The 13,727-nt window shown below is 39.8% G+C and carries 16 protein-coding genes; 9 read left to right on the plus strand and 7 right to left on the minus strand.

From position 1 onward, the window contains the following. The first annotated feature begins 80 nt into the window (after nt 1-80). The 4 genes from ACK8HY_RS06690 (at nt 81) to ACK8HY_RS06705 (ending at nt 3,099) form a co-directional block, all read left to right on the plus strand. A complete protein-coding gene (locus tag ACK8HY_RS06690) occupies nt 81-968 on the plus strand; it encodes an alpha/beta hydrolase (protein WP_416133181.1) in 888 nt (295 codons plus the stop codon). Nucleotides 969-1,076: 108 nt separating this feature from the next. Next, a complete protein-coding gene (locus tag ACK8HY_RS06695) occupies nt 1,077-1,313 on the plus strand; it encodes a hypothetical protein (RefSeq protein WP_077432777.1) in 237 nt (78 codons plus the stop codon). A 217-nt stretch (nt 1,314-1,530) separates the two neighbouring features. After that, nucleotides 1,531-1,914, plus strand: coding sequence for a 5-carboxymethyl-2-hydroxymuconate Delta-isomerase (locus ACK8HY_RS06700; protein ID WP_416133182.1), 384 nt, complete (start codon nt 1,531-1,533; stop codon nt 1,912-1,914). A gap of 117 nt (nt 1,915-2,031) precedes the next feature. Continuing rightward, nucleotides 2,032-3,099, plus strand: coding sequence for a 2,3-butanediol dehydrogenase (locus ACK8HY_RS06705; protein WP_077432775.1), 1,068 nt, complete (start codon nt 2,032-2,034; stop codon nt 3,097-3,099). 299 nt (nt 3,100-3,398) lie between these two features. Here the strand turns inward: ACK8HY_RS06705 and ACK8HY_RS06710 are convergent, their stop codons facing one another. Together ACK8HY_RS06710 and ACK8HY_RS06715 are read right to left on the minus strand one after the other, a co-directional pair. After that, a complete protein-coding gene (locus ACK8HY_RS06710; protein ID WP_077432774.1) occupies nt 3,399-3,794 on the minus strand; it encodes a nuclear transport factor 2 family protein in 396 nt (131 codons plus the stop codon). 1 nt (nt 3,795) lies between these two features. Beyond that, nucleotides 3,796-4,164: a hypothetical protein gene (locus ACK8HY_RS06715; RefSeq protein WP_077432773.1), complete on the minus strand. Its 369-nt coding sequence runs from the start codon at nt 4,162-4,164 to the stop codon at nt 3,796-3,798. 128 nt (nt 4,165-4,292) lie between these two features. On the opposite strand from ACK8HY_RS06715, the gene ACK8HY_RS06720 reads away from it, so the two are divergent. After that, nucleotides 4,293-5,300, plus strand: coding sequence for an AraC family transcriptional regulator (locus tag ACK8HY_RS06720; RefSeq protein ID WP_077432772.1), 1,008 nt, complete (start codon nt 4,293-4,295; stop codon nt 5,298-5,300). A 41-nt stretch (nt 5,301-5,341) separates the two neighbouring features. Continuing rightward, nucleotides 5,342-5,440, plus strand: coding sequence for an AraC family transcriptional regulator (locus ACK8HY_RS06725; RefSeq protein ID WP_077432771.1), 99 nt, complete (start codon nt 5,342-5,344; stop codon nt 5,438-5,440). Nucleotides 5,441-5,457: 17 nt separating this feature from the next. Here the strand turns inward: ACK8HY_RS06725 and ACK8HY_RS06730 are convergent, their stop codons facing one another. Then, on the minus strand, nt 5,458-5,823 hold the full coding sequence (locus tag ACK8HY_RS06730; protein ID WP_077432770.1) for a hypothetical protein: 366 nt from the start codon (nt 5,821-5,823) through the stop codon (nt 5,458-5,460). A 707-nt stretch (nt 5,824-6,530) separates the two neighbouring features. Between ACK8HY_RS06730 and ACK8HY_RS06735 the strand changes: the two genes are divergently transcribed. Further along, nucleotides 6,531-7,586 (plus strand): 3-oxoacyl-ACP synthase III family protein, encoded by a 1,056-nt coding sequence (locus ACK8HY_RS06735; protein ID WP_416133183.1) that lies wholly within the window; start codon nt 6,531-6,533, stop codon nt 7,584-7,586. A gap of 347 nt (nt 7,587-7,933) precedes the next feature. Continuing rightward, complete coding sequence (locus ACK8HY_RS06740) at nt 7,934-8,572, plus strand: hypothetical protein (RefSeq protein WP_416133184.1); 639 nt, start codon at nt 7,934-7,936, stop codon at nt 8,570-8,572. A gap of 36 nt (nt 8,573-8,608) precedes the next feature. Here the strand turns inward: ACK8HY_RS06740 and ACK8HY_RS06745 are convergent, their stop codons facing one another. After that, a complete protein-coding gene (locus tag ACK8HY_RS06745) occupies nt 8,609-8,977 on the minus strand; it encodes a VOC family protein (RefSeq protein WP_416133185.1) in 369 nt (122 codons plus the stop codon). Between the two features lie 95 nt (nt 8,978-9,072). On the opposite strand from ACK8HY_RS06745, the gene ACK8HY_RS06750 reads away from it, so the two are divergent. Beyond that, nucleotides 9,073-10,335: a metallophosphoesterase gene (locus ACK8HY_RS06750; RefSeq protein WP_416133186.1), complete on the plus strand. Its 1,263-nt coding sequence runs from the start codon at nt 9,073-9,075 to the stop codon at nt 10,333-10,335. Nucleotides 10,336-10,456: 121 nt separating this feature from the next. On the opposite strand, the gene ACK8HY_RS06755 is transcribed toward ACK8HY_RS06750, so the two are convergent. From ACK8HY_RS06755 to ACK8HY_RS06765, 3 genes are read right to left on the minus strand one after another with little or no spacing between them, the layout of a single operon-like run. Continuing rightward, on the minus strand, nt 10,457-11,833 hold the full coding sequence (locus tag ACK8HY_RS06755; protein WP_416133187.1) for an aldehyde dehydrogenase family protein: 1,377 nt from the start codon (nt 11,831-11,833) through the stop codon (nt 10,457-10,459). Next, entirely contained in the window at nt 11,811-12,560 is a 750-nt protein-coding gene (locus ACK8HY_RS06760; protein WP_077432764.1) for a gamma-glutamyl-gamma-aminobutyrate hydrolase family protein, read from the minus strand. The genes ACK8HY_RS06755 and ACK8HY_RS06760 overlap by 23 nt, the downstream gene beginning before the upstream one ends. Before the next feature lie 12 nt (nt 12,561-12,572). Next, the gene (locus ACK8HY_RS06765) at nt 12,573-13,721 is read right to left on the minus strand and encodes an iron-containing alcohol dehydrogenase (RefSeq protein ID WP_416133188.1); all 1,149 of its coding nucleotides are present in this window, start codon (nt 13,719-13,721) and stop codon (nt 12,573-12,575) included. Nucleotides 13,722-13,727 lie beyond the last annotated feature (6 nt).

A 13,727-nucleotide genomic window follows, 5' to 3' on the forward strand; every position in this document is an offset into this window, starting at 1 on the left:
TTATTATTCCACATGGAATAGTAGAACAATTTGACATATTACTACTAACTTAGGAACAACACCAAGTAACTATACTAACAATGAAATCGGATATCAATATATCATCAGCGGAAATATGGACCAAGCAGTTATCTGTTTGGGTGATATGCCTGTTTCTTACTTTGGTGATTTTTCCCTCCATCTGTAATGGTCAGGATAAAAAATCGTGGACGAAAGAAGAATGGAATACTTTGATGACCGAACAATTATTTCCAGGTAAGAAGATCGAAAATTTAGCTTTCAATTTTGATATTCCCTTTGAGGAGAAATACATTACGATGAAGGATAGTATTGTTCTGAATGGACTATTATTTAAAGCCAAAATACCCAAAGGTCTTATATTCTATTTGCATGGAAGTAATGATGCCTTAGACACCTGGGGTAAAATCGCTCCAATATACACAGCGAATGGTTATGATATCTTTATGCTTGACTATCGCGGGTATGGTAAAAGCCAAGGTAAAGTCACCGATGAAAGTATGCTGTATAATGATATTCAAATAGTCTACAACAAACTAAAGTCAATCTATTCTGAAAATAAAATTATCGTATTGGGCCAATCTATGGGCAGTGCCCTTGCATCCAATATTGCAGCCAACAACCAGCCGGGTCTGCTGATCTTACAGGCCCCATATTACAATTTAGTAGACTGGGTAAACAATGTTGCTCCTGAATTAGACACCACAAATATCCCATTCAGTTTTGATAATGCATCTCATTTGAAGAAGGTGAAATGCCCGATTATAATTTTCCACGGCAGCGGTGATAACGCCGTCTACTATGGTTCTTCTACAAAACTTTCCAAACTGTTAAAAAGCTCAGATCGTTTTATCACATTAAACAATGAAGGGCATAATGACTTCTCGAAAAACAAAGTTTATCTGAAATGGATTAGCAAGATATTAAGATCAAACCAACTAAATAAATGACGATAATACCATTATTGGCTATAAATATTGGCAGTCGCAAAAGGAATATGACAATTGTCACCGAATTGCCAATTACTCTTCCTACCTTTGTTTCCAAATAAAACACATATGCCAAAAGAAACAAAAGCGGGACTTTATCAGGGAACCATAGAAAAAGATGCGAATGGAAATTACTTTTGTGGCCCTTATCTATTGGATTATCAAACCGTAGAAGCTTATTTTAAATTGGGTGATCGGGTCAGCTTAAAAAGTATCATCAAAAATACCAGCCGTATGAGTATGGAAACTTATCCACAAAAATCAATTAAGTTTTCATATGCTACTGAAAATCATGACAATGATTAAGATGAACTAAATCGTTCAATACAGAACTCATGCTGAATACACTTCATCTGTTTTCATAACCCTTGTAAAATGGAACCTATGAAAACAGATGGATAATAAAGTATCAGCCCTGCAACCTAGGCGTAAACGAAATTGAAGATCAACTTTTAGAGATGATAAAATCCTGATAAACAATTTCCTATTCCTACTGTTAGGTATAGAACAGATAATATTGTTTATGCCTCATTTTATTATAGAATGTTCACAAGATATTCTTCAAATGATAGCCCCTGATGAACTCATGGACGCTGTATACGATACCGCAGATGCTACAGGAATTTTTGCCCTCAATGATATAAAGGTTAGAATTCAGTCTTTCTCCCATTTTAAACTTGGAAGCAATAAGACCAATTTTCTACATGTATTCGGATATATTATGGAGGGACGAACAACGGAACAAAAGGCAAATCTCTCAAAAACAATCACTGCCCGACTGAGGAAATTGCTTCCTTCGACCTCTTTCCTTTCGGTCAGCATCAGCGAATTTGAAGCAGCAACCTATTGCAACAGTTCGTTAATAAATCCTCGGAATACGAATCATGACCGCCATTTCGAATTATAAGATCTCCTCCATTAATTTTCGGCTAAAATGATCCATCTCATTTACGTTTGAGATATGGATCACGATGATCCCTAATCATTCTGCTTACCTTAGTGTATATTCAAAAAAGGAGATAACATGACGAATACAATGAAAGCCGCACGTTGGCATGCTGCAAAAGACATTCGGGTAGAATCAACTGAAATTCCTGAACCAAAGACCGGTCAAGTTAAGATAGCTGTTCATTTTGCTGGCATCTGTGGGTCTGATCTACATGAATATGTACATGGTCCGCAATTAATTCCAGTAGATCAACCTTATCCACTAAATGGGCATCAGGGAACCACTACATTAGGCCATGAGTTTTCAGGAGTTATAGATGCGATAGGTGAAGGCGTCCAGCATCTAAAAGTAGGTGACCGTGTCGTCGTAGAACCGATTTTTAAGAATTTCGACAGTCCTTTTATCGCGAATGGCGCATATAACTTATCTGAACCTTTGGGATTTGTAGGTCTTTCCAGCAATGGTGGGTTTGCATCGTATGCTGTGGTCGAAGACTATATGGTACACAAGATACCAGATAGCATGTCGTTCGAACAGGGAGCATTAGTAGAACCAACTGCAGTAGCAGTTTATGCCGTGCTCCAAAGTGGACTTAAAATCGGACAAACGGTATTAGTTTCTGGAGCTGGTCCAATAGGTTTACTATGTGTCCAAGCTGCACTTGCAGCAGGTGCAACAACAGTTATTGTGACTGACATCGCAGACAAAAGATTGGAGAAAGCTAAAGCCATCGGCGCTACCCATATCATCAATGCAAAAGAAGAAGGTATACCGCAAAAAATTAAGTCCATCACAGGGCTCGGAGTGGATGTATTTCTGGATTGCGCCGGTGTACAAGCCTCCTATACAACTGGAATTGATAGTTTAAAAAATGGTGGAACTGCCGTTTTAGTTGCACTTTTTGGCAAACCTGTAACGACCGATGCGCTGGATCAGGTCCTGCGGGAAATCACCATTAAAGGTATTATTGCTTATCGTAATATCTTTCCACAGGTTATCGCGCTTATCGATAGTGGACGTATGCCCGTAGAAAAACTTGTGACACGCAAAATAAGCTTAGACAATATCGTTTCAGAAGGATTTGAAGCTCTGGTGAATGATCCCACTGAAGTCAAAATCTTAATTGATATACAGAAAAATTAACACTATCAGGATACAGATGATAGGGCAATAATAAGCATCGTATCGAAATAATAATGTCGTTTTATAAATCTGGCCGTTGGGTTGACCCAAGCGGTCCAGATTTATTCGGTTTGCCAAATCTTTGTAAACGGCTTACATTCTATTTGGTAGTTATCTTTGGTCCTTAATACGGATCCTGCGATAACCAATAAGAAAACAGTTACAGCTAAGCTTTATAACCTTGGCTTTGGAGCCTTGCTATTTTTATAGTACCAAGATATGGTAATAAAAGCAGCAGGACAACCAAGTGGGCTAAATTTCTATCGCAAAGCTTCCGAAACCGCATAACTGTCTTCCAACAGTGTATATTCGATAATTTTATGGTTGTGTATCCTCAAGTGAATAAAGAATACAGAACTGACCAACCTTCCTGTTTCCAACATCTTGGAAGTAAAATTCCCTTTTATAATAGCCTGATCTTCGTTGGTCAATACTGTCTGTATTGCAGCCTTTACGGGTTCTACGGCTGACCATAGTAACTTAAAAAGTTGTTCCACTTCCGGTTTCGAACTTCTCGATCCCAGCCATTTTATCTTTGCTGTATTGCCTGGAATTTCCAGGTAAAACTCTTCGGCAAAAAGATCAACCAGATTTTTCAGTTCTCGCCGCTGCAAGCAGCCTAGGAAGGTATCCACAAGTGTATTGATATTTTCCATCTCAAATATTGTTTAGATTTCTGTTCTGCAAATAAGCCATCATTCCAACCCATGCGGCAACAGCTAGGATCATAACAGAACCTATCATACTGATCGTATAAAACAAGGAGATGACAGCAATAACGCTGGCAATAACCCAAATAACATCAAGCGTAATGATAAATTTGGTCCAACTTTTCGGGATAATTTTCTTCATAGCCGTTGCCAGTACAAATACAGAAAACACGATCAGAAAACCTCCCACCAAGGTAAATGGACTACTGTGTGGTGTTTTAAATAGTTGTGTAAATAAAGAAGGCATAGTCGCTAATAAGATCCCGGTCATTCCTGAGCTGATCGCATTGGTCAGCAATACATTTTTTAGTGTCATAATTTCTATCTTTTTGTTATTCAAAAGTATTGCTGTACGGACTGTTTTTTATTATCTATAAGCGACAGGGTATTGACATTATGCGACAATCAGACACAAATTGTAAAACATATCATTAGATTTACAGTATGAATTATAGACAAACCATGTTGCAAGCCTTAATTGCCTTTTGTGGCGAGCGTGGGTTAGATAATGCTAAAATTACTGCATTATCAGGGTTTTCGATTGCCCAGCTAATGAATGGCTCCAGGTTTGATATCTCCGATCAACAGGTGGAAAATCTATGGAAGAACATTGTTCAGTTTTCCAACGATGAGCTGATAGGCTTGCATTTTGGAGCCACAATGCAGTTAGCGGCGCTGAATATTGTCGGACAGATTATCCAGACGAGTAGCACTGTGAAAGATGCCCTGCTACAAGTACGATCAATGATGCACCTCGTCACGGATCTTTATACAATGGAAATAGAACTGGGGCCTAAAACATGTGTCATCCAATACCTTAAAAATACAGGTTTTGACCATTTACAGATGACCCAAAGACAATTCGGGGACTTCCTTATAGCGTTTACAATTTATGAACTGAAAGGGCTGTTACTTAAAAATCTGAAACCCACGAAGGTTGGTCTACCAAGCTTTCAGAAAGATCGCTACTTGGACTATGAGATAATTTTGAAATGTCCAATAGTTAAAGCAGAATATTATACGGTAGAATTTCCCAAAGAATACCTGGACTTTGCGATCATTACAGCCAACTATGAGGTGCAAACTTTGCTCATTAACCAAATGAACAAATTGCAAAATCCAAACGAGTTAACAGGTGCTCTTTCCAAGAGGATATTCAACTACCTTCTAGCGAACTCTTACCTTTACTCACTCTCGATTGAAGCGGTGGCAGGAAATTTCAATGTCAGTGTAAGGACTTTACAACGTAAACTCAAGGATGAGGGAGCATCTTATGTACAAATTGTTGAGGAGGTGCGTAAGTCAATGGCTGTCCACTACATGCAAAACAGTAATTCTTCCATAAAAGAAATTTCAACCATTTTGGGCTATGCTGAGCCAAGTGCCTTCGTTCGGGCATTTAAAAAATGGACAGGGAAAACACCTACAGCATATCGAACGGCTGGTCTTTAGATTAATTATCATAACTTAAGCTTATACCAACAGCGAATGGAATGCAGATTGCCAACCGCCTCAATTTTCAAGACAGTTCGTATTTGAAACGTTATTTTAAGAGACAAACAGGTATGACCTTAACGCAATACCGAAAATAATTTATGGGAACGCTTGATCATTCCCATACCTCCCATTCCCCACGCTGGAAATCATACTTTGCGTATTCCCCACTGTCAGTAAATTCTGAAGCGACCATTCCTACTTCAAAAATTGAGTTTGCATTCCAGCTTGCTGTAAAGTAGAGTGCATTTCCGGTTAATAAGGCGGTGCCAAAATCACCATCGGAATGGCTAAAATGTAGACCATGATCATCCTCCCCAGTGATCTTGTAGTTGTAGTTTAAAAGTCGCTCTTTAAGCTCTTGAAACTGTTGTCCAGTAAAAGGAACGAGGTTTTCTTCTTTTTCGAAAAAATCCGCATCATGAGCATTTTCTTCCCTTACCTTTGTTTCAGTCCTGTATAGTGAAATATCGTAACTCATCGGTTTTGAAATGTTTTTATTATTCTTTTTCAATTGGCATATTTTGACAAATGCTGACCGAGTCTTGTGGTACTCTATAAGATCCTTTGTAACGCCTTAAACCCCAAAATACCATTATTCAATTTTACTCATAGCCTTTCAAGCAACCGAAATATGCACTTTTAATTTGCTTTATTAAATATAGTGAGTAATGATCTTGAATACCAGATAGATTTATGATTCGGAGGGTAGGACTTAATATCTGTCCAAAATAATCGATTATTTGCAGCATCATTAATATCAAATTAAGCTTCTTGAATAGACCACACATATCCATTGTGGAGATCTATCGCAACTTGAGGCGAACTTCAATCAATCGATGAGATTGCGCCTCGAAGTAAGACAAACGTCAGCGGTAGAGTTCTTCCCGCAATTCCACCAAAAGTTTTGTCAGCATAGCCTGATCCGGGGCGGATGGAAGCATGCTCGATAAAGATGAATTTGGTATACATTTCTAGCATATATTCAGAAAACAATGAGCGAGTTCCCTTTTATTTAACTTATATGGCGATATCTTAAATAATTTTGGTAAATTAAGCAAAAGAAGGCTCGGTCAAGAAAATGTCTACATTGAAATTTATAAATCACTGGGCATCGTAACCAATTGCTGCTTTCCACAAAGAACAATACAGAAACCAACTCAATAATTGAGAAACGGAGGGAAATTAATGAATATAAAAATTATTGGGTCAGGCAGCTATCTTCCGGACAATAAAATCAATAACGCGAATTTTGAAGATCGTATTTTTTTGGATGAGGCCGGTGAGCCTATCAAATACCCTGAATCCATTATAGGTAAGTTTAAAGATATTACTGGCATTGAAGAACGTCGTTATGCCAATAATGATCAGGTGGCTTCCGATCTAGCGTCTATTGCCGCGGGGCGGGCAATCGCTAACGCAGACATCGATCAAGAGACACTTGATTATATTATTGTCGCACATAACTATGGCGATGTACCCTATGGAAAAGTTCAATCCGATACTGTTCCCAGTCTGGCAACACGGGTCAAGAAAAAATTAGGTATACGAAATCCGCATTGTATCGCCTATGATCTTTTATTCGGTTGTCCGGGCTGGAATGAAGGCGTGATACAAGCTAATGCTTTTATCAAATCAGGCATGGCTAAACGCTGTATGGTTATCGGTGCCGAGACTCTTTCCCGTGTCGTAGATCCATACGATCGTGATTCAATGATCTATGCTGATGGTGCTGGCGCAGTTATCGTAGAAGCGACAACAGAGGAAGCAGGATTACTATCCTTTGAAAGTGCAACTTATGCATTTGATGAGGCCGACTATCTTTATTTTGGAGGCTCCTTTAACAGCCAACATGAAGAAGGCACCCGCTACATTAAGATGAAGGGGCGAAAGATATATGAATTCGCGCTGAGTAAGGTTCCTTTAGCCATGCAAGTCTGTATAGAGAAAGCTAATCTTGACATTAATGCCATAAAAAAGATATTAATTCATCAGGCCAATGAGAAAATGGATGAGGCCATTATTTCGCGATTCTATGGATTATATCATATGCAGCCGCCCAAAGATATTATGCCGATGTCCATTCATAAATTTGGGAACAGCAGTGTAGCAACTATTCCAACACTCTATGATTTAATTAGGCAGGGAAAAATTGAAGGACATTCATTCAATAAAAATGATATCATCTTATTTGCCTCTGTAGGTGCAGGAATGAATATCAATGCATTCACCTATAGACTTTAGCAATTCGTCAACATGTCCAGTCAATTTACTTTCAATGAGCGAAAACAAAACAAGCTTAATCTTATAAAAGAAGGCATATTTGGCAACTAAGAGCATTTTAAGTTTTATACTAAAAGAGCGAGCAAAAGCGCGGTCCAATACTGAATAATATTGAAGTAGCCGACCTCCTATCAAAATCACCGAAAGAGAAAGGGTTGAGCTCAACTAATTAAATTCCGGATTAGACTAACAAACAGCATAGGTTAGCAAAACTACACGCTAATTTTTCTAAGAGTCAAAATACTTGCCCTAGGACAAGTATTTCAAAGCGAATTTCTTGTAGTTTTATATCATAAATCTGCATTTCTATGCCTGTTGTTTTTTCCGTTTCCACTTTAGCATGCCTCATTTTATTTGGACTCGCTTCCCCCAATAAAATGGTGGTGATTCCTATTGCAATATGGGCATTTGCACTCTCAGCGGTGTCATCCCTTAATATTTTTTTGATTTTCCCACCTACTTTTGTACTTGTCTTGGTGAGCGCGCTCTTACTTAGTATCAGTTACTATAGATTAGCAAAAAATGTTAACTTGAACGCTTATTATCTGCTTGGTATCCATATCCTAAGACTCCCTATTGAATTCATTATTTTCCAACTTTTTGAGCATAAAATGCTACCCATAGAAATGACATATTTGGGTTGGAACTATGATCTATTTTTCGGCATTACCGCCGTTTTATTTTTAATACTTAGTAGTTTCAATCCAAAAATACTCACATCTGCAGTTTTCAAAGCCTGGAATATTTTGGGCATCTGTTCACTGCTGATTGTCGTGTTGATTGGTATATTATCATCGCCATTACCTTTACAGTCAATGGCATTTGATCAACCTAATATCGCTGTACTACAGTTTCCTTATGTCTTGCTTCCAACAATCATAGTACCTATTGTTATACTATCGCACTTTCATCTGCTGAGAAAGAGCGCTATTGCTGAACACCGATAGTAATTAATGCTGCTGTCATAGCCTGAAATCAGCATTTTATCGCTTTTCCTGCAAATTGAATACGGTACCAGCGGGGTCGGTAATCCAATGCATATTCTCCGGAAGCTCCTCAATTTCGTCACAGGTTTCCACCCCACTTGACAATAGATAATCGGTCGCTTCAGCAACATTCGGAACAGTAAGCTGCAACCAAGTTTCGGAATGGGTGTAGTTATCCACACAATCCAGCCAGATAATATTGTGCCCAAACTTCACCTCATGTGTCCTGGAGACCGTCGGGTTATCGATCGGCTTCTCCTCGACATCCAATTTCAGAATATCCCTGTAAAAAGCTACCGTCTTTTCATATTTATTTTTGGGAATTTTTATGGCAATATTAATCCCAGCTTCAAATTTTGTATTCATATTTGTTATTTTTAACGAGAATACAAGATAAATAAATTAATTAGTCAGGACGCTTGCCCTATGGCAAGATTTGGTTCAGACAAACAAACTTTTATATGATCCCACAATTATACACTTACTTAAAAATCATCTTTATATTTCTTCTTTTTGATATTTTAATATATTTAAGGTTACGTAGACTGGCCGTATGGAAATCACAACCATTAACCGCAAATGTAATCTGGTGGTTATTGAGTATTTTCTCTTATGCCTGCATATTCCTGAATTTATTTTTCGAGTGGAGCAATTTTATCGCCGCTTGTTTCATGTTTTTCCCCATTTCATTGCTACTTGCAAAGACAATCCTTCTTTTCTCCATCGGCGTGGATATACTTTCGATATTTTTTAGAAATATTGGCGGACGACTAACAAACAATAACATAATACCAGATGCAAATAAAAAGACCATAGGAAGATCTGATTTCATTATCAAAAGTGGTCTTTTGTTGAGCAGTATCCCTTTAGTCGCTTTAACCCGTGGTTTTATATCCAATCTCTATGATTACCAAATCAAACAGGTCAATTTGATTTTACCCGATCTTCCAAAATCGTTCGAGGGCAAGATCATCGCTCAGCTTTCTGACATACACGCTGGCAGTCTTTATAATTTAAATGCCGTAAAAAAGGGTATAAACCTATTGCTTTCACAAAAGCCAGATATCATTTTCTTCACAGGAGATCTGGTGAACGACTTTGCCAATGAGATGGATGATTACCTCTCCATATTTGGTAAACTAACGGCCCCCTTGGGTGTATTTTCTATTTTGGGAAATCACGACTATGGGGACTATCATTTTAATAGGTTCCATTTCAACAATGAGCGTAAGTTGACCAAACAGCAGAACCTGAGCAATGTAAAAGATATCCATCGTAAACTTGGTTGGCAGCTCCTGTTAAACGAGTCGAAGGAGATTGTCGTAAATAATGAAAAAATCACGCTTGTAGGTGTAGAGAACTGGGGGGCGAACAACCCGCACAATTATGGCGACCTCGATCTGGCCATGTCCAAGGTTGATCCTTCTTCACCCATCAACTTCCTCCTTTCACATGACCCGTCACATTGGAGGGCTGAGGTATTACCAAAATATCCGATGATCGATGTCACCTTTAGTGGACACACACATGGTGGTCAATTCGGCTTTAGCAATCCAGATTATCAATGGAGCCCAATTAAATATGCCTATCGTGAATGGGCCGGTCTGTATCAGGAAAAACATCAATCACTTTATGTGAATGTAGGTTTCGGCTACCTGGATTACCCCAGTCGAGTGGGAATATTACCTGAGATCACGATATTCCATTTAAAAAGTAAGGTTTAATATGATGTCATGGACTTCAGTATTAAACCTTACAGAAATAAACAGATGTTTTTTCAAAAAACGACTTAAAACCTTGAAATTAGGGAATCAATTCCCTACAAACGATCTTTAGACAAAAAATCTATGGTCGCAAATGGTATGCTTTGGGCTGAACAAAAGCGCGGATTCCTTGCGCAGATAGGGTTGATCCCAGCCCTGAGTTTTTTCGTCCAGACCAAGGGACGTTGGGACTTACCCGATCACAGCAATTCCAATACACTGTTCCCGTGTCCATTTTTTCCAGTATTGCCATGGCCCTATCCTGATCAGCTGAAAATACGGCTGCAGTCAGGCCATACGTGGTATCCTGCATGAGATGGATCGCCTCATCATCTGAAGTCACCTTTTGGATGCCGATCAAAGGGCCGAAACTCTCCTCCTTCATCAATTCCATGTCGTGATTGCAATACTCAAAAACTGTAGGTGCATAGTAATAACCTGTATCTTCCAGTGTATGCCCCCCCAGGCGCAAGGTTGCTCCCTTTGCAAGCGCATCTTTTACTTGGGCATCAAGCACAGTCAGCTGAGCGGCTCTGGTTAGTGGCCCGATAAATACATCTTGCTTCATCGGATCTCCAATGGTATAAGAGGCTACTTCTTCAACAAAAGCTTCAACAAATTGATCGTATATTTTGTCCGATACATAAATACGCTCCACAGCACAACAACTTTGTCCATTATTGTAAAATGCGCCTTCTGCGGCAAGAATTGCGGCCTTCTTAATATCCACGATATCATCGGCAACATACAGCGGATCCTTCCCGCCTAGTTCCAATTGAACGGGAACTAATTTATGTGCCACTGTGGTCGCAATATGGAGACCAGTCTTATACGACCCTGTAAAAAAATAGCCATCCAGCGGTAGCTCCAATAATTGCTGGCCAATCTCAGCATCTCCGACAACACATTTGAATACATCCTGGGGAATACCCGCTTGATACAGGTATTTCTCAAACTGTATGCCGGTACCAGTAGCAAACTCCGATGGCTTATAAAGCACGGCATTGCCAGCTACAAGTGCATACAGAAATACATTAAACCCAACATTATAAGGGAAATTCCATGCGGAAATATTGGCGATCAGCCCCAGGGGTTCATACACAATCTTTTCGTGGGTGGCCCCAGTTGTTGTAATCAGTTCCTCAGAAAGCCATTTGCTCGCATTTGTCCGAAGATGTTCGATACGGTTTTGCGCCCCTACAATTTCGTTTAGCGCCTGGGTAATAGGTTTTCCCGTTTCCTTCGTAAGGATTTCGGCAAGTTCTTGTTTATTGGCCAGAATTAACTGTCCAAACGCAATTATGCAGTCTAAACGTTGTTGTAATGGCACTTTTGCCCAAGAAAGCTGTCCTTTTTTTAAAAGAGCGACCGCTGTCTCTAATTCGGATGCTGTGATAACAGGGATCACAGCATCTACCTCCCCCGTAGCGGGGTTTCTAATTTCTATGTTGTTTTGCATGTTCTAGAAAAACATTAAAAATCAATTCTTCATCCAACAGTTCGCCGGCTTGCGTAGCAGAAAACTCCGGATGCCATTGTACACCCATCACTTTACCTGGAGCTGCTTTGGTATATCCAAATGCCTCGATAAAACCATCATCCGAATGAGCGTATACTTCCAAATCTTGTCCAAGCTGTTTGACCGCCTGATGATGTACGGTGTTTACCTTAGGATTAGCGATATGCCCATACAAATCCCCAAGCAAGGTTCCAGGTACAAAGTTTATGGGATGATTAATCGTATCGTATAATTCTGCCGACCGATGGACTCCTGCACCAGGTATCTGTGAAGGGATATCCTGATAAAGTGAACCTCCAAAATAAACATTCATCAATTGGAATCCCCTACAAATACCCAATACTGGTTTTTCCTGCCTGATTGCATAATCCAATATTTTTAACTCATACTTATCCCGGTAAGCGTCTCCTCTCCACTTACCTATAGGCTCTTCGCCATAGTGTTCAGGAGCTATATCACTCCCTCCCTGGAGGATGATGCCATCCATCTGATCGATTACATCCATCAATAAATCTTCATCCAAATCAGGAAGCAGTACCGGAAGCACTCCCTTCTTTCCTATCCAGCGGGCCATATCATTTTCCATATAGCTCAATGATTTAGCACCAAAAACAGCACGCTCCTTGTCAGGATAGAAAAAGCAGGCGCTTATACCTATTTTAATCATACTATTTTTTTATTAGAATGCTGTTTCATAAATAGCAAGGAAATCTTCTGTTGTCACCGGCTTCGGATTTGAAGGATGACAGAAATCCGCGTATGCAAGTTCCGACAATGGCGCAAGATGTTGCTTTTGTACACCGATGGATGATAAATGGGTAGGTAAATCCAGGCGTGTATTCAGTTCAAATAAATAGTCCACGACTTTATCGCCAGCGTTATTGCCAATACCGAGCGCTACTGCCATTTTATCAAAACGATCTTCGAATCCCGCATAGTTAAATTGCATACCGTAAGGTAGATTAATGGCATTCGCAAGTCCATGATGCGTGTCTAACAACGAGGAAAGCGGATGTGCCAGACTATGAACGATACCCAGCCCCTTTTGAAAAGCCACTGCCCCCATGAGTGAGGCCAAAAGCATCTTCGAACGTGATTCTAAATCAGATTCCTTGGTTGCATTTTCAATAGCTGCTGCCACCATCGCCATTCCCTCTAACGCTATACCATCACACATCGGATGATATCCTTTTGCTAAATAGGCTTCCATATTGTGTGTGAGCGCATCCATTCCTGTAGCTGCTGTGACGAATGCCGGAAGATCCATCGTGAGGAGCGGATCTGCAAAGACTATTTTCGCCATCAACCTAGGGCTGAACAAAATACGTTTCTTTTTGGTTTTATCTTCGGAAATAATAGCGCTACGACCGACCTCACTCCCAGTGCCTGCTGTAGTGGGTACAGTGATCAGATGTGGGATCTCATTGGTTACATAAATATCTCCACCGATAAGATCGTCATAGTCAAAGAGATCACGATGATGATGTGCACGCAATGCTATTGCCCGCGCAACATCAAGTGCGGCTCCACCTCCAACACCGATGATAGAATCCCTATTGTTCCCCCGATAGACATCTCCACCTTGCAGCACATCGGATTTAACCGGGTTTTTGTGCAAATCATGAAACACAATCACGTCTATCCCTCTGCCCGCCAATTTACGCTGGATTTCCTTAAAAAAAGGAAGCTCGGCAATGGTTGGATCCGTTACCAATAAAGGACGGTTAAGACCATTGCGCAATAGGTAATCCGGTAATTCATTGATTGCTCCTGCACCAAAACGAATCGGTGTCGGAAAATTAAAACCATAAATTTTATCTGTATCCATCTTGCA

This window comes from Sphingobacterium sp. NGMCC 1.201703, from assembly GCF_047784615.1.
GTDB lineage: Bacteria > Bacteroidota > Bacteroidia > Sphingobacteriales > Sphingobacteriaceae > Sphingobacterium.